Raw genomic sequence first — 26514 nt, forward strand, 5'->3', positions numbered from 1 at the left:
CTATCAATTGATACAGACGTTCTATTCACAAACTTATGCCATCTGAGCTAGCTGCTATTCTCTGTAGCGTTGCTTGGCAAAGATTTGAGCTATGGCTCCAATAGCGGCAGTACGGAGTTGGCGAAAATGGCAGCTTGGGTGCGATCGCGCAACTCCAGCCGTCCCAAGAGATTTGTAACGTGATTTTTGACGGTGCCCTCAGAAATGTAGAGCGCTTTGGCAATTTCTCGATTGCTTGCGCCTTGGGCAATCAGCTTCAAGACTTCACGTTCGCGAGGGGTGAGTTCGGCAAATCCGGGTGGCAGGTCGGGCGGCAGGCTAGGCGGCAGGTTGGGCGGCAGATCGGCAGCAGCAGCCTCCGGGGGTTTAGCAATCAGCCGCTGCAAGATGCCCGGTGCAAACTGAGTGTAGCCTTTGTGAACCGTGCGAATTGCGTTCGCCAGCTCTTCGGTAGGCGTGTCTTTGAGCAAATATCCCACTGCTCCCTGCTGGAGGGCTGCGGCAACATATTCGTCTTCATCAAATGTGGTGAGCATTAGAATTTTTACGGCGGGGAACTGCTGGGCGATCGCCGTTGTCGCTGCAACGCCATCCATCACAGGCATTCGCACATCCATCAGCACCACATCCGGCTGCAACGCCTCAACCTGCTGAACGGCAACCTGTCCATTTTCGGCATCGCCGACGATCTGCAAGTCCGGCTCTAGTTGCAGCAATGCCTTTAGCCCCTGCCGGATAATGCTTTGATCATCAACCAGTAAGACTCGAATCATAGGGGTTTTCAGCCAGAAAATTGAAGGAGGGGAATCTGAACTGTGATGCAACAGCCTTGACCCAGCTGACTATCAATTTGCATTTGTCCGCCTAGAGCGATCGTCCGTTCTCGCATTCCTTGCAGTCCAAATCCGGTTTGGTTTTCAGCAATTTGGAAGCCGTCGCCATTGTCTTGAATCGTGAGATGCAGATGAGGCGCGATCGCCTCTAGGCTGATATTCACCTCAGAGGCATTAGCATACTTGCGGATATTGGTAAGCGCCTCCTGAACGATGCGACATATGGCGCTACTGACTTCATAGGGCAGCGACAGAGCTTGAATCTGGCAATGGGGCTGAATGCCCGTGGTGCGATAAAAGTCCTCGGCTAGGGTGGCGATCGCCTCCAGTAGAGGCATCCCCTGAAGGGGATCAGAGCGCATGGCAGACACCGATCGCCGCACTTCTTGCAGAGCCGTTGAGCCAAGTTGCTTGGCATCGCGCAAAAAGCTATGCGCCTGATCTGGATTGGAGTCCCAGAGCTTCAAAGCGCCCTCCATTTGCAGATTGAGTCCGGTCAGTGCGTGACCCAGAGAGTCGTGAATCTCACGGGCGATCCGGGCGCGCTCTTGTGCCATTGCCAGATTTTCGACCCGCAGGGCATATTGGCGGAGCTGGTCATTGGCGATCGTCAGCTTTTCCCGACTTTGACGCTCGTTGATCAAGGCATTTACTAGCAGCAAGATTAATACCAGAACTAGACCTAGCAGCAAGACAAAATTGAACAGCAGGGGACGACTGGGAACTTGCCAGCGCAGAGGGGCTTGAATTTCGACACGCCGCATAAACCGAGTCACCATCAGCAGAAACAGACTGAAGGCAATGCCCATGACCACCAGCCGCCCCGGCATTCTAAAAATTAGGCAACTCCGAATCATTAGCACCACATAGAGAAACGGAAATATGCGTGGATTTTTGCCCGCCGCGGCTGCCAGCACGATTAACCCAATCTCTAGAGCGGTGTAGGCAATTTTGTAAGCTGTTTGTGGGCTAGCTTTCTGAGAGGACGAGTAGCTAGGCAACTGTAGCCCCATCAGCCCAAATCCCAGCAAGCTCAGAAAATTAAGCAACGGAAATCGCTCGCCTAAGCGAGGTACTGAACCCGGCAGAAATTCCCCCAGCAGAGCGATCGCTAGCAGCCCCCACTCTAAATACAGCAGAAACGGAAACGGATGCTTCTGGATGAACCGGGGGCGATGCATAGATTAGCTAGAGAAGTCCCGGAACTTTCTGATAGAGATGGGCGATCGGGCAATGGAAATCAAGGCTAGAAAAACTTATCTCCTCACCTGCAAGATAGGTTTGCCCTATCCAGTCCCCTACAGAACTGAGTCGATAGCACTCCACCTGCATTTGAATCTGGTCTACCAGAACATACTCCTTCAAAGTTGGGCAAGTTTGGTAGTCGGCAAATTTTTCACCGCGATCGAATGCTGCCGTAGAGCTTGACAGGATTTCAATCACGAATGAGGGGTAAAGAATAAAGTCTTCATTGCCGTTGAGTTCTCGCTCGTCACAAGTCACTGCAACATCTGGATAGTAGTAACAATCTGTCGCCTCTAGTCTCACCTTGATGTCGGAAGTGAAGACTAAGCAAGGAGTCGCTGAAAGATGATTTCCTAAAAGCATGACAAGGTTACTCGCTAGAACCAGGTGAGGTTTCTTGGCTCCCATCATGGCATAAACATGACCCTGCCGATACTCATGCTTAATCGGGCTGACCCGCTCTCCTACTAGATACTCTTCTGCGGAAATATGGAATTTTTTCTGACCCGCAACCATAGATACCTCAGTAAATGGAGAAGGAGCTGAGAAGGAGCTTAAAACCTTTACGTCGATTATAGTCGGCTGTCTCAAAGCGGCGAACATGACCAAAGTCATGGGTAAGGTCATGACGATTTGTTCAGGTAGTTCAGGCGCGAAATTTCTACGATCGGACTATCGAAAGCTAAACGCTAAAGCGGTTTTCAAGTTCACATCATTCTAGGAAACTACCCGACATGAAATTTAGTCTCAAAAAAGTTCTGGTGGGTGGCGCTCTTGTAGGGGCGATCGCGCTTCTTCCCCTCATCGCTAATGCCCAAAACCAGCCCCAAAGTGGAGAAGGCAAAATGCCCAGACTCCATCAGGCAATGCGCCAGCTTAACCTCAGTGACGATCAACAAGCGCAAATCCAACAGATTCGTGAAGCTGCCCGGACTCAGATGCAGGGTATCCTCACGGCTGAGCAAAAGCAGCAGTTGCAGGGGGCGATCGCTCAGGGCACTCCTCTACCTAAAGCCCTAGATGCCCTCAATCTAACCGAAGCTCAGCGCACTCAGGGACGGGAGATTATGCAGACTTCCCGTGAGCAAATGCAGGGTATCCTCACGGCTGAGCAGCAGCAGCAAGTTCAGGAATTTCGCCAGTCTCGTCAGGGAAGGCGGGGGGCAATGGGTCGCATTCCTCGCGAGATTGCCCAACGGCTGAACCTGACCGAAGATCAGCAGGCAAAGCTCAAGCAAATTCGCGAAAGCACTCGCACTCAGATGGAGAATGTGCTGACGGCGGAACAAAAGCAGCAGTTGCAGACGGCGATCGCCCAAGGTGAAGATAAATCTGCCGCCCTCAGGGCGCTCAACTTGACGGAGGCTCAGCGCACTCAAAAACGCGAGATCTTCGAGTCTGCCTACGAGCAAGCCAAGGCTGTTTTGACGGCGGAGCAACAGCAGCAAGTCCAGGAATTTATGAGTTCTCGTCGATCGGCAATGTTCCAGTAGCGGGTTTCAGTGGGGAGTTCCCGATCGGCACCTCAAGACAGGGGAACATTAGCGAGTCATCCGAAATCGTTCACCCATCTAACTATAGAACAAGTGTTAGGACGGGGAAGTTTTTGTGGGTGCGCGGAGCGCACCCACAAAAACTTCCTAAGAGGATCTTTGAAAAGTCCAATTATTTAGTAGCGAAACGTTTTAAATCCCCCTCAATCCCCGCGCTATAGCGCCGCTGCGCTAGAAAAAAGGGGGACTTTGAGTTCGTTTCCCCCTTTTTTAAGGGGGCAAGGGGGGATCAAGAGGTGCCTAAAATCACAGCCGACCACTCTTTAAACATCTTCTAAGAGTAATGGCTATAGAACAAACTGCAAGGAAATCAAAATCATGGCGAAGGCAAAATCCATTGTTTCCCAAGAACAAAGACAGAACATCAAAACGTTGCTGACCGATGTCAAAAATAGTGTTGAGAACGCACCCTCAGACACAACAGTCACGCAGCTCAAGGCTGACGTAAAAGCGGCACTGAGCGATCGCAAGCTCACCCAGTCTGAATTTAAGACGATCGCCAATGACGTGCTGAATGTGGTCAGCAGTGCTGGAGTCACTGCCGAGGAAGCCCGCACAATCTTCTACGATCTACAAGACATTGCAGAAGCCTCGCGCTTTCCTAAAACCAATGACGACTTGACCGGGACGACCGGAAATGACGTTCTTTGGGGCGGGCTGGGACGCGATCGCCTCAAGGCAGCAGGCTCAGATGATGCAGGGAAAGGTGAAATTGATGTCCTTTGTGGCGGCGGCGGTAAAGACACCTTTGTGCTGGGAGATGCGGCTACAGGCTTCTATAATGACGGCACATCAGGCACTCTGGGACTTCAGGACTACGCCACGATTCTGGATTTCAACAAAAAGCAGGACACCATTCAGCTTCATGGCAGTGCTGCTGGCTACACCATGGGCGCTTTGCCCTCAGAGCTTTCGGTGAAAGGTACAGGCATTTACCAAACAACCGGAAGCTCCCGTGAGCTAGTGGGTGTAGTCGTGGGAGTTAGCCTCACCGACCTTAGCACGGGTTTTACGTTCGTTTAATCAACCTTTTGCACAGGCTGTGGCAATGAAAACAACCTGTGCAAAGCTCCATAACACTGAATTCCGAAAAGGTGACCATGCAATCTTCTTACCCAGCTACCCAGCCCAATCCTAAAATTGCCCGATTTCTCAACGCGATCGATCGCCTTTCTGATGCGCTAGGAGTTAGCGTACCGCCCATTGTAGATATTCAGGTGCTGCGATCGCTTCCCCTCGGCACTTTCGGTCGAGCCTGGGGAGATTCCCTCGATCGCCACAATCTGCAACCTTTCACGACAGGGCCTCGCCGCAAACAGCTTCATGATGGCGTGCATGTCTTGACGGGTTACGGCACAGATGCGATCGGTGAAGCCGAAGTTCAGGCTTTTCTTTTGGGAGCCAAGTTTCGTTTGGCTCACGTTATTTTGGGATTAGGGCTTTTGCGCCAGGTAAAACAGCAATCAGGTCTTTCTAATGGGATGAAGCTAAGGCTACGAGCAGCCTATCGGCGGGGTCGGCGTTCTCAATTCGATGCAGACAGGTGGCAACCTGAGCTGATGTGGAGCTTGCCGTTGGGTGAAGTGCGATCGCGGTTAGGCATTGATTGAAAACCTAACGCTAATCGTGATCTTGATCGGGACTAAAGTCCTGTTTTCATGGAACTAAAGTCCCGTTCTCATGGGACTAAAGCCCTATTTGAGATCAGGACGATCGCCTCATGTGCTTTCAGAGCAGAATTTTTAGGATTGAACCGTTGGAGCTAAATCGAGCTTCTAGCGAGTCTACCTAAGGAGATTTCCTCAAATGAAACTCAAGTTCAATGCCATTCTGCTTTGTGTCACTGGCGTGGTTATTTGCCTGTCTTTCCCAGCTCAAGCACAGTTCCAAGGGCCTCCAGAAAGAATGCCTTCAATGCCACAGGGCATGCCTCAAGAGCAGATGCCGCGGCGCTCTATAGATCAGAGCAATCTCAGCGAGGAGCAGCAAGAAAAACTGCGTGAGATTCAAGAAAGCGTCCAAGAGGAGATATCAGACCTGCTGACAGATGACCAGAATGAGCAGCTAGAGAGGGCGATCGCATCCGGCAAAAATCCGCAAGAGGCGCTGCGATCGCTCGATCTGGACGAAGATCAGCAAACTGAAGTCAGAGAGCTTTTACAAAATGCTCAGGAGGAGATGCACGCTGTTTTGACGGAACAGTAGCCCTTTTCCTCCTACCGTATCAGGAGTCATTCATGCAGCTTGAAGGAGACTCACCATGTCAAAAAAATCGCAGAACGGTAAAAACAGCAAAAAGACCCAGAGCAGCTCCATCACAGATGAGCAAAAGCAAATCTTTGAGACATTAGTGAGCGATGTCAGCAGTAGTTTTGAGGATTCCGCCTCAGACACGAGTGTAGGCCAGCTTAAAACAGATGTTGAATCTGCCTTGAGCGATCAAACCGTGACCCGCTCTGAGCTTAAGACGATTGTCAAAGATATCTTCACGGTTCTAGACAGCGATGAAATTAACGATGAGGAAGCCCGTACCATCTTTGATGACTTACAAGAAGTTATCGCAGTTTCTACTAGCTCCCAATCAAATGATGAGCTGACTGGGACTGATGGAGATGACATTTTGTCAGGAGGAACCGGAAACGATCGCCTCACCGGGACAAGCTCTACCCAGGCAGGAAAGGATGAGATCGACCTGCTAATCGGCGGTAGTGGCAAAGATACATTCGTTTTGGGCAACGCCTCTAAAACTTTCTATGACGATGGCAAGAGCGACACCCAAGGCTCAGCGGACTATGCCGCAATTTTGGATTTCAACCCAAAAAAAGACACGATTCAACTCAAGGGTAGTTCAAGCAGCTACTCGGTGGGTGCTTTACCAGACAACCTCAACATTACGGGAACCGGAATCTACTATCAGAGCAGCGGCTCTGAATCTGAGCTGATTGGGGTGGTGGTTGACGTCACCCTTAGTGACTTAAGTAAAGGTTTCACCTTTGCCTAAAAATCTTTAATCCGGCGTTGCTGATTTTATGGGCAAGTTTTTTTGAAGGAGGGCGCAGAGCGCCCTCCTTCAAAAAAACTTGCCCAGATTATCCAGATTGCGTCCATTTACAGTAGCTTATAGAACAGTGCAATGATTCTGCTGCTGTTATGTCTGCGATCACCCCTAAGCCTCCACTGTTCAATGCTTCCAGTCGTTCCCCTTGGTTCTGGATAGGCATGGCTGGGATTTTTCTATTCTCCCTTGCCCTACGATTTTGGGGGCTGAGCCGCTTCAATACCCTGGTGTTTGATGAAATTTACTACGCCAGATTTGCCAGCCACTTTCTCAAGGGCGAAATTATTTTCACCGGGCATCCCCCCCTTAGCACTTACATCATTGAGTTTGGCATTTGGCTAGGCGAAAAAATGCCCTGGGGCGATCGCACCCTCAAGAATGGATTGGCGGGTTTGCTGATTTCTCCCTTCAGCTACCGCTGGCTGAATGCTCTGACCGGATCGGTTTTGCCGCTGGTGATGGCGGCGATCGCCTATCAGCTCAGCTATCGTCGCAGCTACGCTTTGATTGCCGGACTACTGCTCTCCATGGATGGGCTGTTTTTGGTGGAATCGCGCTATGCTCTCAACAACGTCTACCTGCTGCTGTTTGGACTATTGGGGCAGCTCTTTTTTCTGATCGCACTCCGTGCCCAGGGCTGGCAAAGATGGCTCTGGCTTGGCTTAGCCGGAATTGGCTTTGGGGCTTCTGCGGCGATCAAGTGGAACGGACTCGGATTTTTGTTGGGAGCCATTTTGATTTGGTCAGCGGGCTGGATTTTGCAGTGGGTGAGGCTGAAATCCGCTAAAGGTGAAGAGGGCGATCGTCTCCCCACAAATTTCTTTAGTAGTCAAACCCCCTTTCAAAACCTGACTCAGCTTCATCTAGGACATGCCTTTGTCTGTTTTGCCGCAATTCCGCTGCTGGTTTACTACCTGTGCTGGCTGCCCTACATGCAGATCGATCCTTCAGGAGACAGCTTTTGGACGTTGCAGGTCAAAACCTACGACTACCACAAGCGAGTTGGAGGCGTGAGTGCTCATCCTTACTGCTCTCTATGGTTTACCTGGCCGCTGATGCTGCGTCCGATCGCCTATTTTTACAGAACATCCAACAGCGTCAACGAGCTGCCATCTGTTGTGGGGCCACCCTTGCCGCAAGCTGCGGGGAGCGTCATCTATGACGTTCATGCCATGGGTAATCCTTTTCTGTGGTGGTTTTCCACAGCAGCGATCGTTCTCTTGTTTGGGCTGTTCGCGCATCAAACTTGGCAATGGCTGGCACGTTGGGTTAGTGAAACATCTCTGACCGCTAAATCTGGGGCTGAGTCCAGTCCCGGATTCAGTACATCTGCAGCTGGAAATCCTTCGGGTCTGAATACCCAGAGCTGGCTCGTCCTTTACCTGGCGCTCAACTGGTCAGCCAATTTGCTGCCTTGGCTAGAAGTGACGCGCTGCGCCTTCTTGTATCACTACATGGAATCGTTAGTGTTTGCGTTGCTAGGCTTAGCGCTGGTGGTCGATCGCTGGCTGCATAGTCCACTTCGTGCCCGCAGAAGGCTAGGCTTTGGTATTCTTGCCCTGATTTTTATCGCCTTCATTTTCTGGATGCCTATTTATCTGGGGTTGCCGCTTTCCCCGATCGAAATTCAGATGCGCCGCTGGCTGCCGTCCTGGATTTAAGGCGGCATTCTCGTCTTTCTGTGTTTTCATTTTCTTATAAAGACCGCCCGGTATACAGGCTCTCCGCGCAATAGCGTCGATTGCTCCCGCTCTGTAGGCACGGCTAGGGGATTGATCTCTAGCCACTCAGAGTCTTTGCGCACAGAGTCTTGGCGAGCGAAGGCAGGATGCTCCTGAAAGCGATCGCACATTTCTATCTCTACGTCCTTCACGTCAGACTGTAGAAAAACCATTCCACCGGGCGCTAGATGGAGTGATAGCTCTTCGACTAGCTCAGGCTGTACTACCCGCCGCTTTTGGTGACGCTTCTTAAACCAGGGATCGGGAAACTGGATGCTGATTCTATGCAGAGATCTTTCAGGGAGAGCGGAGAGAAGCGATCGCAGTGAATTATTGACGTTGCAAAAGATGTAGTAAAGATTCGTGAATCCCGCCTCTTGCGACCGGAGATTGGCTTCCAAAACGAGCGGCTCTCGAATCTCTAGCCCCAAATAGTTCCAGTCAGGCTGCTCTTGAGCCATCTTGAGCAGAAAAACTCCCTTGCCGCAGCCAATATCTAAATGCAGTGGCAGCGATAAATCTGCATAAACTTTTGTCCAATCTGGCGGAGCTGCCGACTGTTTGTACTTCTGACTGAGTGGGTTAACATGCTGCCGCACACGAACGATCGCCAATTGGGACTCCTCTCTGCTAGAACCTACCAGAGTAAACACACTTTACTGCTTATTACAAATCAAGTTGCAAATCAAGGTGTAGCGTAGGAGATATGGGCATTCTTACCCCAGATATTCTTACTTTGCTTTTACCTTTTCCCCATGACACTCAATTTTCGGTTCGCTATCCTCAGCGATCCCCATATTGCTCTTCCCCATACCATCTGGGATCATCCTAGCCGCTTCCACTTGGTTGAGTTTAGTATGCAGGCGCTAGAAGTTGTTCTGCGAGAGCTGGAAACACTCCATCTCGATTTCTTGCTAATCCCTGGCGATCTGACTCAGCATGGAGAGCCAGAGAATCATGCTTGGCTAGCGGATCGCCTGACTCAGCTTCCCTATCCAGTCTGTGTCATTCCTGGAAATCATGATGTCGTAGAACAGTTTCCTACCGATCGATCGATCGGGTTGGCAGACTTCCCGCTTTACTATAAAAAGTTTGGCTATGGGGAAGGCGATCGTCCTTACTACAGCCGAGAAGTTTTGCCGGGGGTACATATCATTGGTCTTAACTCCAACGGCTTCGATAGTTGGGGCAAGCAGATGCCTACAGGATATCTAGATCCAGAGCAGCTTTCCTGGCTCAGGCATACGCTCTCTCGGCTGCAAGGGATTGTGTTTGTTATGGTGCATCATAACGTCATCGAGCATCTGCCCGACCAGTCTCATAGTCCGCTAGGTCAGCGATACATGCTTGAAAATGCGGCTCCCCTATTGCAGATGATGCAAGAATTTGAGGCTAACGTCGTATTTACAGGGCATTTGCATATTCAGGACGTTGCACAGCATGAAGCGTTGGGGCATCAGACTATTTTTGAGGTTACAACTGGCTCTCTCGTCACCTATCCTCACCCTTATCGGATTCTCCACTTCGAGCAGACCTGTCAGGGAAATCGGTTGCAAATAGAGTCTCGGCGAGTTCTGGCGGTACCAGAGCAATCAGACTTGCAGCATTTCTCACGAGAGTGGATGGGCGATCGCTCTACTCCCTTCGTGACTAAGTTACTCACCCAGCCACCCCTTAGCTTGTCTCTACCCCAGATCGAGGCGCTGGTTCCGGCACTCCGCTACTTTTGGGCAGACATTGCCAGTGGAGATAGCAAATTCAACTTTCCGAGCTTTCCTGAAACAGTCAATCAGTATTTCGCCAGATTTGGCGCGATCGATGCTCAGGGCAGGTATAGCCCGATCGATAATACGGTCAGTCTTGAGCTGGAGAATAGGCGCGATCGCACTCGTTCTCTAAGTTTTTGACATAACTCTCTTTACATAACAAACACAAATTGACAGAAACCCAATAAAATCGATATAGTTGAAGACTGTGAAAAGTTAAAATTAACTAATCCATACCACCCGTCAAGACCAGAGGCGAAATTTGCTCTAAGTCATGCCAACGATTCAGCAACTCATCCACAACGAACGTAACAAAGCCAAGAAGAAGACCAAATCTCCTGCTTTGAAGAGCTGTCCGCAGCGTCGCGGTGTCTGCACCCGCGTCTACACAACCACACCTAAGAAACCAAACTCTGCTCTCCGTAAGGTGGCGCGGGTTCGCCTCACCTCAGGATTTGAGGTGACGGCCTATATCCCTGGCATTGGACATAACCTACAAGAGCATTCCGTCGTCATGATTCGTGGGGGTCGGGTTAAAGACTTGCCAGGTGTCAGATACCACATTATTCGCGGAACGCTAGATACAGCCGGAGTTAAGGATCGTAAGCAAGGTCGTTCCAAATATGGTGCGAAGCGCCCCAAAGCTGCAAAGTAATGGACAAACTCTAGAGCAGCTAGGCAGGTGATTGAAACCCGCTAGCTGCTCTAAAAATGCCTTCATCGACTTAGCTAAGGCTTGGGCGCAAGAGCTTCAAGATTCAGATTCTCTGAAATCGAAAGTTCATGGGTTTAAGCCGAGCAGGCAAGATTTAGGTTTGACCATCTAAGAACGCTGGCACAAGAATTTCCGGCATACTTTTGACACACTGTATCCTGCCCACTCATTAGACATTCCTGTAAAGATTTATTTCTCAAGAGCTAGCCTATGTCTCGCCGTACTGTTGTCCAAAAGCGCCCAATTCAACCCGATCCAGTTCATAACAGCCGGGTCGTCACCATGATGGTGTCTCGGCTTATGAAGAGTGGAAAGAAGTCTATTGCCTATGGCATTATCTATGATGCTTTCAAGATGATAGAAGAGCGAACAGGTACAGATCCTCTGGAACTGTTTGAAAGAGCCGTCAAGAATGCGACTCCGCTAGTTGAGGTCAAAGCCAGACGAGTAGGTGGTGCAACTTACCAGGTTCCTATGGAAGTCCGTTCTGAGCGGGGCACAGCTCTGGCTCTCCGTTGGCTTTCTCAGTTTGCCCGTCAGCGTTCTGGCAGAACTATGGCAGGGAAGCTAGCAAATGAGCTGATGGATGCAGCTAATGAAACTGGCAGCGCCATTCGCAAGCGCGAAGAAACTCACCGTATGGCTGAAGCAAATAAAGCATTTGCTCACTACCGTTACTAAGACGCTGTTACCACACTGTGCGAAGTTTTTGGGTTGAGTCGCTCTGCCGTGCCGTTGGTAGGCGACTGCCGATAAGTTTGTGAAAACCACACGTTAGCCATAAATAAAGTATAAAATCTTAACAGACGCAGCCTTTGTCAGGGAGGCGCTGCGGCATAAATCAAGGAGGTAGCTGTGGTACGTACTATTCCCCTCGAACGGGTACGTAATATTGGGATCGCCGCTCACATTGATGCGGGCAAGACAACAACGACTGAGAGAATTCTGTTCTACTCTGGCGTTGTGCATAAAATTGGCGAAGTCCATGAAGGAACAGCAGTTACTGACTGGATGGAGCAGGAGCGAGAGCGAGGAATTACCATCACGGCGGCTGCGATCAGTACCAGCTGGAACGACCATCGCATCAACATTATTGATACCCCTGGTCATGTAGATTTCACCATTGAAGTAGAGCGCTCCATGCGCGTCTTGGATGGCGTAATTGCAGTCTTTTGCTCTGTGGGTGGAGTGCAGCCTCAGTCTGAGACGGTGTGGCGGCAAGCCGATCGCTACAATGTTCCTCGCATTGTTTTCATCAATAAGATGGATCGGACAGGTGCGAACTTCTACAGAGTCTATGAGCAGATTCGCGATCGCCTACGTGCCAACGCAGTCCCTATCCAACTGCCTATTGGCAGCGAGGATGTTTTCAAGGGCATTGTCGATCTGGTCAAGATGAAGGCGTACATCTACGTTGATGAGCTAGGCTCTAAGCCCGAAGAAATCGACATCCCTGAGGACATGAGGGAGCTGGCAAATGAGTATCACGGCAAGCTGGTAGAGTCGGTTGCTGAAACGGATGACGTTCTGATTGAGAAATACTTGGGCGGTGAAGAACTCACAGAAGCTGAGATTCGTAGGGGTCTTCGTATTGGCACCGTTTCAGGAAAGATTGTGCCTTTGATCTGTGGCTCTGCCTTCAAAAACAAAGGCGTTCAGCTCCTGCTAGATGCAGTGGTGGATTACTTGCCTTCTCCGCTAGAAGTGAAGCCTGTTCAAGGAGTTCTTCCTGATGGCAGCACTGCCACCCGACCTGCCAGTGACACTGAGCCAACGGCTGCCTTAGCGTTTAAGATTATGGCTGATCCCTATGGTCGCCTAACTTTTGTTAGGGTTTACTCCGGTGTGCTCGTCAAGGGCAGCTATGTCTACAATGCCTCTAAGGACAAGAAAGAGAGAATCTCCCGCTTAATTATCCTGAAGGCAGACGATCGCCAAGAGGTCGATGAGTTGCGGGCAGGGGATCTAGGCGCTGCCCTAGGCTTGAAAGATACCTTTACAGGTGACACGCTCTGTGACGAGGCTTCTCCCATCATCCTGGAATCCCTATTTGTTCCGGAACCTGTGATCTCGGTTGCAGTTGAGCCGAAAACAAAGCAGGATATGGAAAAGCTCTCTAAGGCATTGCAAGCCCTATCTGAGGAAGACCCAACCTTTCGGGTTAGCGTTGACTCGGAAACTAACCAGACAGTAATTGCCGGGATGGGTGAGCTGCACTTGGATATCTTGGTCGATCGCATGAAGCGAGAATACAAGGTGGAGGCCAATGTAGGTGCGCCTCAGGTCGCCTATCGGGAAACCATTCGTAAACCCGTTCGCGCTGAGGGTAAATTTATCCGGCAGAGTGGCGGCAAAGGTCAGTATGGTCACGTTGTGATTCAGATTGAACCCGGTGAACCGGGCACTGGGTTTGAATTTGTTTCCAAGATTGTCGGCGGTACTGTGCCTAAAGAGTACATTGGTCCTGCCGAACAGGGAATGAAGGAAGCTTGTGAGTCTGGCATCCTGGCAGGTTATCCTGTCATTGATCTGAAGATCACAATGGTGGATGGTTCTTATCATGATGTAGACTCTTCGGAAATGGCGTTCAAAATTGCTGGTTCAATGGCAATTAAGGAAGCCGTGATGAAGGCTTCTCCAGTCTTGTTAGAGCCGACCATGAAAGTTGAAGTTGAAGTTCCTGAGGACTTCATCGGCAACGTTATTGGCGATTTGAACTCTCGTCGAGGGCAAATTGAAGGACAGGACACTGAGCAAGGCACTGCCAAGGTTATTGCTAAAGTACCCTTGGCGGAAATGTTTGGGTATGCTACCGACATTCGGTCAAAAACTCAAGGTCGTGGCATATTCTCAATGGAGTTCAGCGCTTATGACGAGGTACCTCGCAACGTCGCTGAAACCATCATTGCGAAGAGTAAAGGGAACGCATAGTCAGTAAAGAGGAACAAATAGATAAATGGCACGCGCAAAGTTTGAACGGACTAAACCCCACGTTAATATCGGCACCATTGGTCACGTTGACCATGGTAAAACGACCCTAACTGCTGCGATCACAATGACGCTGGCAGCATTGGGACAAGCCCAGGCGAGAAACTATGATCAGATCGATGCTGCGCCTGAAGAAAAAGCGCGGGGTATTACGATCAACACTGCTCACGTGGAATATGAAACCACTGAGCGCCACTACGCCCATGTGGATTGCCCAGGTCACGCTGACTATGTGAAGAACATGATCACGGGTGCAGCTCAGATGGATGGCGCAATCTTAGTGGTTGCGGCAACCGACGGTGCGATGCCTCAGACGAAAGAGCATATTCTGCTGGCGAAGCAGGTGGGTGTACCTAGCGTTGTGGTCTTCCTGAACAAAATTGACCAGGTGGACGACGAAGAACTGCTTGAGCTTGTGGAATTGGAGCTGCGGGAACTTCTGACTGATTACGACTTCCCCGGTGACGATGTGCCGATCGTTCGTGGTTCAGGTCTGATGGCTCTGGAGCAGATGCAAAAGAACCCCAAAACCATCAAGGGCGAGAATGAGTGGACTGATAAAATCTACGAATTGATGGAAGCTGTGGACTCTTTCATCCCGACTCCTGAGCGGGATATCGACAAGCCTTTCTTGATGGCGGTAGAAGATGTCTTCACCATTACAGGTCGGGGAACCGTTGCTACAGGTCGGATTGAGCGCGGCAAGGTCAAAGTGGGTGAAACGGTGGAAATTATCGGCATCCGCGACAGCCGGAGCACAACCGTGACCGGAATCGAGATGTTTAAGAAGAGTCTTGATGAAGGGATGGCGGGTGATAATGCAGGTCTCCTGCTGCGGGGTATTCAGAAGACTGATATTGAACGGGGCATGGTAATTGCTAAGCCGGGTTCAATTAAACCTCATACCCAGTTTGAGGGTGAGGTATATGTGCTTCAGGAAAAAGAAGGCGGACGCAAAACCCCCTTCTTCCCTGGCTACAAGCCTCAGTTTTATGTCCGAACCACCGACGTGACGGGCACGATCGCTTCTTTTACCGCGGATGATGGTAGCGAAGCGGAAATGGTGATGCCGGGTGACCGCATCAAAATGACGGTCGAACTGATCAACCCGATCGCAATTGAGCAAGGGATGCGTTTCGCCATCCGTGAAGGCGGTCGTACCATTGGAGCGGGCGTGGTTTCCAAGATCCTGAAATAGCGGGATTTCAGCTTGCAGTCAGCAGCTAGCATTAGACACTAGCTGCTGATTATTTTGTCTCAGTCGTCTTACTCTGAACCTAGAAAACTTAACCTTGGCACTTAAATGGCAACTATTCAACAGCAGAAAATTCGGATTCGCCTCAAGGCTTTCGATCGCCGCCTCCTAGACACTTCCTGCGAAAAGATTGTAGATACCGCTAACCGCACCAATGCCACAGCTGTAGGACCGATTCCGCTCCCCACAAAGCGTCGGATTTATTGTGTCCTGCGATCGCCTCACGTAGACAAAGACTCACGGGAGCATTTTGAGACTCGTACCCATCGCCGCATCATTGATATCTACCAGCCTTCCTCAAAAACCATTGATGCGCTGATGAAGCTTGACCTACCCGCAGGCGTAGATATTGAAGTAAAGCTGTAGTGAATTTCGGACGTCTTGCCTCGGCTAGACTATGGCAATACGATAGACTATTAAGAGTAGCTTAACCCTTTAGGTCAAGCTACTCTGATGTTTTAAAGACCTGCTGTTTTTAGGCTGGTGTTAATAAGATAATTCTCAGATTAGTCCTTAAGTTCAGCTTCTTCCCACGGAAATTAGAGTTGTAATGACATTTTCTTCATCCGTCGCTGTCCGCGAACTTCCCCTTTTTCCTCTATCTGAAGTTGTTTTGTTTCCAGGTAGCCAATTGCCATTGCAAATTTTTGAGCCTCGCTATCGCATCATGATGAATACCATTCTGCAAAGCGATGGACGCTTTGGAGTGCTAATGGTTGATCCGACACAGGGACGAATTGCTAACGTGGGTTGCTGTGCCGAAGTTGTGCAGCATCAGCGCTTGCCTGACGATCGCTTCAAGGTTTTGACGTTAGGGCAGCAGCGCTTCCGAGTTTTAGAGTACGTGCGTGAAAAGCCTTACTATGTAGGTCTAGTCGAGTGGATTGAAGACCAGCCCACCGACAAAAATCTGAGTGAACTTGCTGATGAGGTTGATCAGCTCCTTCGAGACGTAGTGCACCTCTCGACCAAGCTGACTGGACAGGAGATTGTTTTGCCGGATGACGTGCCTGAGCTACCTGTCGAGCTTTCCTATTGGGTTGCTGGAAATTTGCATGGCGTTGCTCAAGAGCAGCAGCTCTTGCTAGAAATGCAAGACACTGCGGCTCGCCTAGAGCGTGAATCGGAGATCCTCACCTCAACGCGCAACCATCTAGCAGCGCGTACCGCTCTTAAGGGTGTATTCGAGTAGTCTGTTCTACAAACGCTCATTCGATAGATAAGATGTCGTAGCTGCCCAGAATCTTGATAGTTTCTGTGCAGCCTTGGAGTTCCGCTAGAGCTGATTGCACCATAACAGACTCTAGGTTAGCTTCTAAATCGATAAAAAATAGATAGTCTCCAAGCGATCGCTTGGTTGGTCGGGATTCAATTCGACTCATGTTAATTTGGCGCTGAGCGAAGATTTGCAGAGGTTTGAGCAGGGCGCCGGGCGTGTTCGCCGGAAGGCTAAACGCTAGAGAAGTCTGGCTACCGCTCTGGGGCGGTTCTAAGCTCAACACCCAGAAGCGAGTACAGTTGTCAGGGTGATCGTTGATCGGATAAGCGAGGATGGGTAGTTCATAGAGCTGTGCTGCTCTTTGAGAAGAGATCGCCCCGGCCTGAGGATTAGTTTTGAGATACTGTAGGGCTTCTGTGGTCGAATTGGTAGGAACTAGCGGCACGGCTGGGAGATACTGCTCAAGCCATGCTTGACATTGCGCTAGCGCCTGGGGATGAGAGTAAACTACTTCGATCGCGCCAAGGTCTGGAGCGGTAGACAGCAAGGCGTGGGCGATCGGCAAGATTAATGCCTGCTGGATGTGAAGTTTATCTAATTGCCATAGTGTGTCAAGGGTAACTGTGACGCTGCCCTCGATAGAGTTCTCAACGGGAACGACCGCCATCTGAGTTTCACCCTGAGCGGCGGCTCGAATAGCCTGGGCAATGCTGGCGTAGGAATGAAGAATTGAAGAGTTGCCTGTGGTCTTCTCAAGCCATGTACTGTAGGCTAGCGCCGCGCTCTCGGCATAAGTTCCGGCGGGTCCCAAATGAGCGATCGATATGTCCATAGGGCAGGGCTTTGATAAAGCTTTGATAACGAAAAGACTGTATGGCAAGAAAGCTGCTGCAAATCAGTGGATCAAGCCATATGGCATTACTTAATTGAGTTAGGACGAGTTATTTTTGAGAGCCGCGCGGAGCGCAGCTCTCAAAAATAACTCATTGGATCTAAGCGCGTAGCGCCATATATCAAATTACAACATTTCATTACGTAGATTCAGATGTATTGATGCAGGCAAGTATAAATACTGAAAGAATGCCTTGAAAGCTGAATTTTGTATTGTCAAGGTAGATTCCTTGGAAAAAATGTAAAATTTACTTAATCGCTTCTTATTTAATTTCTTCTTAGCTAACTTTTTCAGCTAATTGTTTCAGTTAATTGTTTCAGCTAGCTATTTCAGCACGATCGCTTCAACCTTCAGATCGACGATGGTAAGCCCCGTATGCCCACCTGCTTTTCTGCTTCTCAAGCTGTCGAATTAGCCATTCCAGAACAGCCTATCCCTATTCAACACTACTTGCGACAGCCCCAGCGCTTAATTGCGGCATTGGTCGATCCGAGTCGCATAGAGCCATTGGGAGCTGACGTATTTCGGCTGAAAATGCGCCCCCTCAGCTTCCTGACGCTGAGTATTCAGCCGACCGTAGATGTGAGAGTCACAGAAACAGAGGGGTCGATTTGCATGGAGTCGATTGCCTGTGAAATTCGCGGCATAGAATACATCAATCAACGCTTTGGACTGAAGCTAGTGGGACGACTTACCCCTTCAGTAATAGATGACATTACCTATCTCAAAGGCAAAGCCGATTTGCGGGTTGAGGTTGAGATGCCGCCTCCACTATGGCTCACACCCCGCCCCATTTTAGAAGCAGCCGGAAATGGACTGCTCCACAGCGTGCTGCTTACTATCAAGCAACGGCTGATGCATCAGCTTTTGTCAGACTATCGTCAATGGGCTGCCTCTCAGACACAGGCTAGTGGTGATCCGTCCATGGTTGAACCCACACTCCTCTCGTCCAATAGCCCGATCGCCTAATGAGCGCTGAGCCAGTCAATGGATTGGGCATTGTTTCCTGAATCACCCCCCGAATTATTTCCTGAGAGCCTACAGGGACTAAAGGAGCAGCGGTGCTGGGGAGAAATACCCTGCTGCTGCAATGCCAATCGGTGCTTGGCAGTCCCGTAGCCCTTATTAGCGCTGAGATCATAGCCGGGGTAGCGAGCCGCAAGCCGCATGATCAGGTCATCTCGCCAAACTTTTGCCACGATGCTGGCTGCCGCGATCGCCACAGACTTTTGGTCGCCTTTGACGACGGTCTTTTGAGGAACCAGCAGGCCCGGAATCCGCTGGTTGCCATCCACTAGACATAGCGCTGGCTGCGGCTGCAATTGCCTGATGGCGCGCTTCATGGCTAGAAATGTCGCTTGCAAGATATTAAGGCGATCGATCTCTCGCACAGAAGCCATACCGATATGACAGGCGATCGCCACTGCTCTAATTTCTTCAGCCAACTGCCTGCGCCGCGCCGCCGACAGCAGTTTGCTATCAGTTACTCCAGCACTGATCAAGGGGGCATGAGCCGCGATCGGCAAGACCACAGCAGCGGCAATCACGGGGCCGAATAACGCTCCTCGCCCTACTTCATCGACTCCTGCAATGGGAACCGCCTCATCTGCTTCACTGCCAAGCAGTTCTGATAGGCTCAGAAAATCAGGCGGTTTCATCGCAGCACTTTTTCTTTCCAACATTTACCTGCTGTAGCCTAACCTGCATCCGTATTAGTGTCTGCATCCGATAGGTTAACGGATGAACGACGGCGACGGCGACGGCGAGGAGCATCGGTATCAGAGAGGGTATCCTCAGCCTCAGCCCCTTGATTGCTCACCTCAGGAGCGTTTTTCAGGACAACAGGCTCAGAAATTTGAATCTCTGCAAAGGATTCGGTAAGTGGCTCTCTATCCTCAAATTCTTCTTCTGCGAGTTCTTCAGCATCTAGCTCTAACGCTGGAGTAGAGTCTGAGAAAGATACGTCGGCAGAGCGAATACTTTGCCCCGGTAAAGTCACAGAAATAATGGCAGACTTTGGATCTTTAATAGGCTCTGTCGCCAATACCATTGGAGAGATACCCATCAGAGCATAAATTTCCTGCTCTTCGGGGGTCATTTCCACAGAAATGACTTGAGGCGGTTCAGCTACAGGCTTTTCTCGGCGTGCAGCGGTGCGTCCCCGCTCAGGCTTCTCAGGTCGAGGTTCCCTCACATTGCGAGGGACAGGAGCAGGCTCCTCAATCACAGGCAGCGGCAGCGGCTCATCTTCGGTCTCTATTTCTGACCTCAGCGTAGGTGCAACGCTTCCACGAATTACAGGTTCACCCACCTTGAGGCGAGTCCGACGACGACGACGGCTATCCTTACTACGCTCTTGGTAATTGGGGTGGTTGGTTAAATCTAGCTCCTGCAAGTCGGCAGAGGCGTCTAAATCGAGATTCTCTTGCTCAAATCCCGCTCTTTCGTGGGTTCTTTCGTTAGATCTTTCAGTGACTCTCTCACCCGATCGCTCCCAATTGTCCCGCAGGGCAGGGATGCGAGATTCTGCGGCGGTAGCTGTCCGTGAAGCTTCTATTGGCTCTGCGATCTCATGATCCATCTCGCCAGGGAGATGAATAATCAGACCCGTACTGCTGCAAGTTTGGCAAGGGCGACCAAACAGCTCGTAGATATTTTGTCCTTGGCGCTTGCGGGTCAATTCGACCAGACCTAGCTCAGTCAATTGGGCAATTTGAGGACGGGCTTTATCTGACCTCAATGCCTTATTAAACTGCTCCAAAACCTGAAGCTGATCGCGGCGGGCATCCATGTCGATGAAATCGACGATGATGATGCCTGCAATATTGCGAAGCCGCAACTGTCGAGCAATTTCGGTGGCCGCCTCAGAGTTTGTCCACAGGACGGTTTCACGTGCCGTTGCGGAACGGGTGAATGAGCCTGAGTTGACATCAATTACAGTCAGAGCCTCAGTCCGCTCAATAATGATGTATCCCCCAGAAGCCAGATCAACACGGGGCTTGAGGGCTTCTCGAATGGCGGCGTTGACTCGGAAATACTCCAGGATGGGCTGGCGATCGCGGTGGTGGTCAATCAGCACGCCCTGGGGCGCTTTGCCACCACTCCAGTTGACTAGGTGCTGCTTAACGCGCTTCAGCCCGGTATGGGAATCTACGACAATGCGGTTGACATCGGTGCTGTAGACATCCCGCAAAACCCGCTGAATGAAATCATCATCTCGGTTAAGCAAGCTAGGCGGACGGGTTGTCAGCGCCTCTTGCTGAATGTTTTCCCACTGCTTTTGCAGGGTTTCCAGGTCTTCAATAATCGCTTCTTCAGGCATTCCCTCTGCTTCGGTTCGCACCAGCAGCCCCATGCCAGGAGGCTTAACTAAGATAGCAAGTGCTCGCAGACGGTTGCGCTCGGCTTCGCTGCGGATGCGTCGAGAGAGATTGACGCCGCGACCAAACGGCATCAGCACTAGATAGCGACCGGGCAGACTAATGTTTCCGGTCAGTCGGGGCCCTTTGTTCCCCGTTGGCTCCTTCATAATTTGCACCAGAACCTTCTGCTGAGGAGCCAGCAACTCGGTAATGGAGGCGGCTGACTTTCTCAGCCGCACAGGTCCTAAATCGGTAACGTGAATAAATCCGTTGCGCTCGCTGTCTCCAATGTTGACGAAAGCAGCATCAATTCCAGGGAGAACGTTCTCAACAATTCCGAGGTAAATGTCGCTAACCTGATGGTTTCCCTTTGCAACAATAAGTTCTTGAATCTGATCTTCGGAAAAGACAGCCGCGATCCGGTGCTGTTCGGCGATAATAATTTGCTTTGACATTCAATTTCCTCAAAAACGGTCAGCCCCAGAGGCAATGGCTTCGTCCGTGCCGTCTGTGCTGGGCTTAAGCTTGGGTAGGTGAAAAAACATGATGCGTGGAAGCCACAGATCCGATCTACCTGAAGTGGATGCTTAGATAGATCTAACTCTGGATAAAAACGGTTTCATCGCCACTGCTTTCTGAATATTTCAGTTAGTCTGAACGCCTCAGTTAGCAGGATGCGAGAATGAGCAGTTGAGTGAACGATCATCACTAGCTTTTCGACAGGCCCCTTCCACAAAGACAGGAACCTAACGATCGAAAGTAAGTTAAAAGCTTTGCTGAAGCAGACCCGGATCAGCACATAGTGCCGATTTAACCACTGGCAACCTGAGAGACACCAGTCTGCTACGGCTTCTCTTGATGAGAATTATAGCGTGGACAACTGACTCTGCTCTGTTTATTGGTAAATATTTTGTAAAAATTAGGAAATTTGCAGAATATTTCTTTCCCAGAAAAAAGCGATCGCGCTCAATCCATTCGCTGAAGTAGCGTAATTTTGGGATCGAGGATTTTTTGCCCAATGCCGGGAAACCTGACGGCTAGACAGATTTTGTTGCCTGCCCCGAAAATATGGGTGACTTTGCCCTCGCCAAAGCCCTTGTGGAGAATGCGATCGCCCACGTTCCAATCATCCTCATGCATTCCGGGGGCATCGGCGACCTGCTGCTTGATTTCTCGAATAGGGGTGGTCATGCGCTTGGGGATGGCTCCGCTAGCGCTACCCAGCAACAGCTCTTTCGGCAGTTCTCCCAAAAACAGCGACGGGCTTGCCGACTCGCGAGAGCCATACAGCCGTCGCTCACGGGCATAGGAGAGAAAAAGCTGCTCTCTGGCGCGGGTAATGCCAACATAGCAAAGACGGCGCTCTTCCTCCAGCGATTTGGGGTCTTCCATGGCTCGATGGTTGGGAAACAATCCCTGCTCCATGCCCACCAGAAAGACGACCGGGAACTCTAGCCCCTTGGACGAGTGCAGCGTCATCAGCGACACTTTGGACTGCTGCTCTTCATCGAGGTTGTCCAGATCGGAGGCGAGAGAGGCATTTGCCAAAAATAGCAGCAGGTTTGCCGCCTCGTTTTGCTCCTCAAATTGCAGGACGGCATTGTATAGCTCCTGAACGTTTTGCAGGCGATCGAGGGCTTCATCCGTGCCTTGGGTTTTCAAGTCATCCACATAGCCTGACTCGTCCAGAATGCCCTGGACAATCTGAGAGGCAGGTGCTTCTTCAACTTGAGCTTGCCAGGATTGTATCATCCGCACAAAGCCAAGGACGGGCTTGGACGATCGCCCTGCGAGAGTCTGCACTGAAGTATCGTCGGTCAAGATTTGCCAGAGCGAGACATTTAGCTCACGGGCAGCGGTTTCCAGGCGATCGATTGTGGCTTTGCCGATGCCGCGCCGGGGGGTGTTGAGGATGCGCTTAAGGCTGATGGAGTCTTCTGGGTTGGCGACCAGCCGCAGGTAGCATAGAACATCCTTGATTTCTTTGCGATCGTAGAACCGCAGTCCACCCACTACCGTGTAGGGAATTGCCTGCTGCACCAGCACTTCCTCAAACGATCGCGATTGAGCATTCGTCCGGTAAAGAATGGCAAAGCTGCCCCAATTTAGCTCTGGGTTAGTCAGCTCCATCTGACGCAGCTGATTGATGACAAAATTTGCCTCGGCGGTTTCATCTTCGGCACGATAGCAAAAGACCGTCTCTCCAGAACCGCGCGTCGGGCGCAAAACCTTGTCGATGCGCTCAGTGTTGTTCTCAATCAGCGCATTGGCAATTTGCAGAATGTTCTCGGTAGAGCGATAGTTTTCCTCCAGCTTCACCATGGTACGGGTGTCGTCGTCGGGCAAGCCGTCCCCAAAGTCGTTCTGGAAATCCATGAGGATGGTGAAATCTGCCGCCCGGAAGGAATAAATCGACTGATCGGCATCGCCTACGACGAGAATCGATCGATGCTCCCAGTCAGCAAATTTGCGCGAGTCGGCTCCGTTAGTGACAAGCAAGCGAATCAGGTTGTACTGCGTCCGGTTAGTGTCTTGATATTCATCCACCAAAATATGGCGAAAACGGCGATGCCAGTAGTCTAAGACCTGTTGATTTTGCTGGAAAAGCTGCACAGGAATTAGGATTAGATCATCAAAATCCAGGGCATTGTTGGCAGCTAGCGCCTTCTGATACTCGGAATAGACATTGGCAATCACCCGTCCTTTAAAGGTCGGCTGATCCTTCTCAACATCTGCCGGGGTAAAGCCCTGATTCTTGGCGTTGCTGATGGCGTAGCGCATCGATCGCGGGTCAAACTTTTTGTCATCCAGATTGAGCTGCTGGGTGACGATGTTTTTTACCAAGCTTTGCACATCCGACTCGTCAAAGATCGAGAAGCTCTTTGTCCAACCGCCGTTTGCCCCTTCGTATTTCTCAATGTCGTAGCGCAAAATCCGGGCACAAAGGGCATGGAAGGTGCCGATCCACAGCTCTTTGGTGATGGTTTTGTAGACCTGCGATCGCAGCCGGGTTTGCTCGATCGGCGAGAGGGTTTCCAGCCGCTTGCCGTATTTTGCCTCAGCTTCCTGCTCAGCAAACAGCTTTTCAATCCGCTCTTTCATTTCTCTGGCGGCTTTGTTGGTAAACGTCACCGCTAGAATGTTTCCGGGATCAACGCGATGGGTCAACACCAGATTGGCAATCCGGTAAGTGAGGGCACGAGTCTTGCCAGAGCCAGCCCCTGCTACGACCAGCAAAGGACCGCAGTAATGTTCGACGGCGCTGCGCTGAGAGGGGTTGAGGTGGCTGAGGAAGTCGGCAGGCATGGCGGGGAGTAGGGGAATGAAGGGATGGGGTGAGGGGGCGATCGTAACACCTTCACGCTGCATCTTTATGGTAAAGCGTATCGTATCTGCCGTCTTCCTGGGTTAGATCGCATTACTTTCAAGAGATCTGTCGAAATTCGATAGAATGTTCAAGGCTAACGTTTTTGCTCAACACTACATACCGCCATGGCGATCGCCCCGTTAGCTCTGTCGCCGCCAGCCCAAACCCACTATGCCTAAGACTTCTGACCTGCACGTTGTTGAAACTCGCCCACTCATCACGCCTGCGACGATTCACAACGAGCTTCCCATTACCGACACAGCCGCTTCACTGGTGGCTCAAACTCGCGATCGCATCCGCAACATCATGCAAAACGAAGATCGGCGCTTGCTGGTCATCGTTGGTCCTTGCTCGATCCACGACATCAATGCGGCGCTGGAGTATGGCGAGAAACTGGCGGCGCTGCGAGCTGAGCTAGCGGACGATCTGGAAATCGTTATGCGGGTCTATTTCGAGAAGCCTAGGACGACGATCGGCTGGAAAGGGCTAATTAACGATCCGCATCTAGACGGCAGCTATGACATCAATACCGGGCTGCGTCTAGCTCGTAAGCTGCTGGTGAGCCTATCTGAAATGGGACTCCCAGCGGCTACCGAGCTGCTCGACCCGATTATTCCTCAATATATTGCGGATGTGATTGCCTGGACGGCGATCGGTGCCCGCACGACCGAGAGCCAAACCCACCGCGAAATGGCATCGGGTCTTTCCATGCCCATCGGCTTCAAGAACAATACGGATGGTAGCCTTCATGCTGCTGCTAACGCCATGCTGGCTGCCAGTCAGCCCCACCGTTTCCTGGGCATCAACACGCAGGGTTTGGCAAGTATTGTGACGACAACGGGCAACCCGGATGGGCATCTGGTGCTGCGGGGCGGCAAGCAGGGTATCAACTACGATACCGATAATGTTCAGAAGGCAGCTGGTACCCTAGCGAGTTTGGGCATTAACCCCCGTGTGATGGTGGATTGCAGCCACGATAACTCTAGTAAAGATTACAGTCGTCAGACGATCGTGATTGAGGATGTCGCCGCGCAGTTGGCAGCAGGTTCTAGACACATCATGGGCGTGATGGTGGAAAGCCATCTGGTGGCAGGCAAACAGGCGATTTCTAAAGATCTCTCCCAGCTCACTTACGGTCAGAGCATCACCGACGGTTGTGTAGATTTCGCAACAACGGCAACCATGCTGCGATCGCTTGCCAAAACGGTCACGCAGAGCTGCATTTCCCTCAGCTAGCTAGGGGCTGAAGCTGTTTCTCAATTTCATCACAGGCGACCTGCGCCCCTGCTTCTGTCTGCATAATCTGAGCTACGGCAACTGCTTGAGCAGCGTAGCCCGGATTCTCCAGCAGGGCATGCAGTTCTCTGACGGCTCTTGTCGCCTGGTATTGCTGGCGAGCGATCGTGCGGGACGTGCCCAAACGCTCTAGGCGAGCGGCATTATCGGGTTGGTCATGGCTGTAGGGCATCACCAGCGTCGGGCGACCCGATCGCAGTGCCTGTGCGGTTGTGCCAATGCCGCCCTGATGAACGATCGCGCTGGCATGGGGAAAGATCTTTGAATAGGGAGCATAGTCCCAGGCTATGATGCTCTCTGGCAAATTGTCTGGGGGCAAATTCTGCCCCATGAGCAAGACAGCTCGTCGGTTGAGCTGCTGTGCAGCCTGGATGCTGTAGCGATAAAAATCACCCGGATCAAATACGGCGGCTGAACCTAGCGTAAACACAATGGGCGGTTCACCTGCCGCTAAAAAATCTTGCAGCTTTGGGGCAAGACCCATCCCTTCAAGGGTGCCGTCATAGAAGGTGAATCCTGTCACCACGGTATTGGGCGGCCAGTCAATCTGAGGGGCAGCCAGCACCGATGAAAAAAGCGCAAGCACCAGATGGGGCGAAAACTTATCATCTATGAGGGGGTTGCCAATGGGCGGTAATCCAACTTCTCGCCGCAATTGATGCAGTGGATCAGCCCAAGAGCGCGTTGCCAATCGGGCGAGATTCTTGACCCCACGATTTACAAAGGGGAGCGATCGAAATTTCGTCATTCCCTCCAGCGTTGGCAGCACAGGGGGATCGTAGATAGAGAACATAGAGGAGGGAGAAAGCGCACAAAAAGCCCAAGGCATTCCCAGCTTTTCGGCTACGAGCCTTGTAGCATAGACTACCTCGCCCGTCAGGATAAAATCTGCTCCTTGGGCGATCGCCATGAGGTCAGCATAGGTCTGCCGCAGATTAGCAAAAATGTAGTCCCGCAGCAGTCGCTCCGTCCCTTTTTTCAGATCCATCATCCGTGCGATCGTTTCGGGGTCATCGGGTGAAACTTGGTCGGGACGAATAGGCTGCACCTCAAACCCTAGCGCCTGGATTCTGTCGCTGAACTGCTTGACAACGGCAAACACAACATCATGACCGCGCTCTCGCAAAGCTAGACCGATCGCCAGCATCGGATGCAGATCGCCCAACGACCCGATCGTGGTTATAACAATTCGGCTCACGCTGCCCCCTGTAGTGTTTTATGGCAACCGCCAAGGCGGGTTAGGA

24 protein-coding genes are annotated in these 26514 nt (G+C 51.1%); 15 read left to right on the forward strand and 9 right to left on the reverse strand.

Annotated elements, in window-relative coordinates; translation table 11 throughout:
• Window positions 1–89: 89 nt before the first annotated feature.
• Genes AC5JMP_RS06580 through AC5JMP_RS06590 form a run of 3 tightly spaced genes read right to left on the reverse strand, consistent with a single transcriptional unit; the run spans window position 90 to window position 2594 of the window.
• Window positions 90–773, reverse strand: coding sequence for a response regulator (locus AC5JMP_RS06580; RefSeq protein ID WP_495850636.1), 684 nt, complete (start codon window positions 771–773; stop codon window positions 90–92).
• Between the two features lie 8 nt (window positions 774–781).
• Window positions 782–2014 carry a sensor histidine kinase gene (locus AC5JMP_RS06585; protein WP_495850637.1) on the reverse strand — a complete coding sequence of 411 codons (1233 nt, stop codon included), beginning with the start codon at window positions 2012–2014 and terminating at the stop codon, window positions 782–784.
• Window positions 2015–2021: 7 nt separating this feature from the next.
• Complete coding sequence (locus tag AC5JMP_RS06590) at window positions 2022–2594, reverse strand: Uma2 family endonuclease (protein WP_495850763.1); 573 nt, start codon at window positions 2592–2594, stop codon at window positions 2022–2024.
• Between the two features lie 218 nt (window positions 2595–2812).
• Here AC5JMP_RS06590 and AC5JMP_RS06595 point away from each other — a divergent pair, with 218 nt between their 5' ends.
• From AC5JMP_RS06595 to AC5JMP_RS06620, 6 genes are all read left to right on the forward strand, one after another.
• On the forward strand, window positions 2813–3571 hold the full coding sequence (locus AC5JMP_RS06595) for a Spy/CpxP family protein refolding chaperone (RefSeq protein WP_495850638.1): 759 nt from the start codon (window positions 2813–2815) through the stop codon (window positions 3569–3571).
• A gap of 378 nt (window positions 3572–3949) precedes the next feature.
• Window positions 3950–4654, forward strand: a complete 705-nt coding sequence (locus tag AC5JMP_RS06600; protein WP_495850639.1) for a hypothetical protein — start codon at window positions 3950–3952, stop codon at window positions 4652–4654.
• A 77-nt stretch (window positions 4655–4731) separates the two neighbouring features.
• Complete coding sequence (locus tag AC5JMP_RS06605) at window positions 4732–5241, forward strand: hypothetical protein (protein ID WP_495850640.1); 510 nt, start codon at window positions 4732–4734, stop codon at window positions 5239–5241.
• Window positions 5242–5437: 196 nt separating this feature from the next.
• A complete protein-coding gene (locus tag AC5JMP_RS06610) occupies window positions 5438–5836 on the forward strand; it encodes a Spy/CpxP family protein refolding chaperone (protein WP_495850641.1) in 399 nt (132 codons plus the stop codon).
• Between the two features lie 55 nt (window positions 5837–5891).
• Window positions 5892–6632, forward strand: a complete 741-nt coding sequence (locus tag AC5JMP_RS06615) for a hypothetical protein (protein WP_495850642.1) — start codon at window positions 5892–5894, stop codon at window positions 6630–6632.
• Between the two features lie 149 nt (window positions 6633–6781).
• Window positions 6782–8350, forward strand: a complete 1569-nt coding sequence (locus AC5JMP_RS06620; RefSeq protein WP_495850643.1) for a dolichyl-phosphate-mannose--protein mannosyltransferase — start codon at window positions 6782–6784, stop codon at window positions 8348–8350.
• Window positions 8351–8376: 26 nt separating this feature from the next.
• Here the strand turns inward: AC5JMP_RS06620 and trmB are convergent, their stop codons facing one another.
• The gene (gene trmB / locus AC5JMP_RS06625; protein ID WP_495850764.1) at window positions 8377–9024 is read right to left on the reverse strand and encodes a tRNA (guanosine(46)-N7)-methyltransferase TrmB; all 648 of its coding nucleotides are present in this window, start codon (window positions 9022–9024) and stop codon (window positions 8377–8379) included.
• A 141-nt stretch (window positions 9025–9165) separates the two neighbouring features.
• On the opposite strand from trmB, the gene AC5JMP_RS06630 reads away from it, so the two are divergent.
• From AC5JMP_RS06630 to AC5JMP_RS06660, 7 genes are all read left to right on the forward strand, one after another.
• Window positions 9166–10317 carry a metallophosphoesterase family protein gene (locus AC5JMP_RS06630; RefSeq protein ID WP_495850644.1) on the forward strand — a complete coding sequence of 384 codons (1152 nt, stop codon included), beginning with the start codon at window positions 9166–9168 and terminating at the stop codon, window positions 10315–10317.
• A 133-nt stretch (window positions 10318–10450) separates the two neighbouring features.
• A complete protein-coding gene (rpsL, locus tag AC5JMP_RS06635; protein ID WP_495850645.1) occupies window positions 10451–10831 on the forward strand; it encodes a 30S ribosomal protein S12 in 381 nt (126 codons plus the stop codon).
• Window positions 10832–11101: 270 nt separating this feature from the next.
• Window positions 11102–11572 carry a 30S ribosomal protein S7 gene (gene rpsG, locus AC5JMP_RS06640; RefSeq protein WP_495850646.1) on the forward strand — a complete coding sequence of 157 codons (471 nt, stop codon included), beginning with the start codon at window positions 11102–11104 and terminating at the stop codon, window positions 11570–11572.
• Window positions 11573–11746: 174 nt separating this feature from the next.
• The gene (fusA, locus tag AC5JMP_RS06645) at window positions 11747–13822 is read left to right on the forward strand and encodes an elongation factor G (protein ID WP_495850647.1); all 2076 of its coding nucleotides are present in this window, start codon (window positions 11747–11749) and stop codon (window positions 13820–13822) included.
• A gap of 25 nt (window positions 13823–13847) precedes the next feature.
• Window positions 13848–15077, forward strand: a complete 1230-nt coding sequence (gene tuf, locus AC5JMP_RS06650; protein ID WP_495850648.1) for an elongation factor Tu — start codon at window positions 13848–13850, stop codon at window positions 15075–15077.
• 105 nt (window positions 15078–15182) lie between these two features.
• Complete coding sequence (rpsJ, locus tag AC5JMP_RS06655; protein WP_191128566.1) at window positions 15183–15500, forward strand: 30S ribosomal protein S10; 318 nt, start codon at window positions 15183–15185, stop codon at window positions 15498–15500.
• A 184-nt stretch (window positions 15501–15684) separates the two neighbouring features.
• Window positions 15685–16326 carry an LON peptidase substrate-binding domain-containing protein gene (locus tag AC5JMP_RS06660; protein ID WP_495850649.1) on the forward strand — a complete coding sequence of 214 codons (642 nt, stop codon included), beginning with the start codon at window positions 15685–15687 and terminating at the stop codon, window positions 16324–16326.
• A 16-nt stretch (window positions 16327–16342) separates the two neighbouring features.
• On the opposite strand, the gene pheA is transcribed toward AC5JMP_RS06660, so the two are convergent.
• Window positions 16343–17185: a prephenate dehydratase gene (gene pheA / locus AC5JMP_RS06665; protein ID WP_495850650.1), complete on the reverse strand. Its 843-nt coding sequence runs from the start codon at window positions 17183–17185 to the stop codon at window positions 16343–16345.
• A gap of 435 nt (window positions 17186–17620) precedes the next feature.
• Between pheA and AC5JMP_RS06670 the strand changes: the two genes are divergently transcribed.
• Complete coding sequence (locus AC5JMP_RS06670; protein ID WP_495850651.1) at window positions 17621–18214, forward strand: DUF1997 domain-containing protein; 594 nt, start codon at window positions 17621–17623, stop codon at window positions 18212–18214.
• On the opposite strand, the gene AC5JMP_RS06675 is transcribed toward AC5JMP_RS06670, so the two are convergent.
• From AC5JMP_RS06675 to pcrA, 3 genes are all read right to left on the reverse strand, one after another.
• Window positions 18211–18903 carry a ribonuclease HII gene (locus AC5JMP_RS06675; RefSeq protein WP_495850652.1) on the reverse strand — a complete coding sequence of 231 codons (693 nt, stop codon included), beginning with the start codon at window positions 18901–18903 and terminating at the stop codon, window positions 18211–18213. The two genes, AC5JMP_RS06670 and AC5JMP_RS06675, sit on opposite strands and share 4 nt — an antisense overlap.
• 38 nt (window positions 18904–18941) lie before the next feature.
• Entirely contained in the window at window positions 18942–21062 is a 2121-nt protein-coding gene (gene rne / locus AC5JMP_RS06680; protein WP_495850653.1) for a ribonuclease E, read from the reverse strand.
• 511 nt (window positions 21063–21573) lie between these two features.
• Window positions 21574–23913 (reverse strand): DNA helicase PcrA, encoded by a 2340-nt coding sequence (pcrA, locus tag AC5JMP_RS06685; protein ID WP_495850765.1) that lies wholly within the window; start codon window positions 23911–23913, stop codon window positions 21574–21576.
• Between the two features lie 232 nt (window positions 23914–24145).
• Here pcrA and AC5JMP_RS06690 point away from each other — a divergent pair, with 232 nt between their 5' ends.
• Window positions 24146–25210 (forward strand): 3-deoxy-7-phosphoheptulonate synthase, encoded by a 1065-nt coding sequence (locus tag AC5JMP_RS06690; RefSeq protein ID WP_495850654.1) that lies wholly within the window; start codon window positions 24146–24148, stop codon window positions 25208–25210.
• On the opposite strand, the gene AC5JMP_RS06695 is transcribed toward AC5JMP_RS06690, so the two are convergent.
• A complete protein-coding gene (locus tag AC5JMP_RS06695; RefSeq protein ID WP_495850655.1) occupies window positions 25203–26468 on the reverse strand; it encodes a glycosyltransferase in 1266 nt (421 codons plus the stop codon). The genes AC5JMP_RS06690 and AC5JMP_RS06695 overlap by 8 nt on opposite strands.
• Window positions 26469–26514 lie beyond the last annotated feature (46 nt).

The organism is Drouetiella sp., from assembly GCF_059504425.1.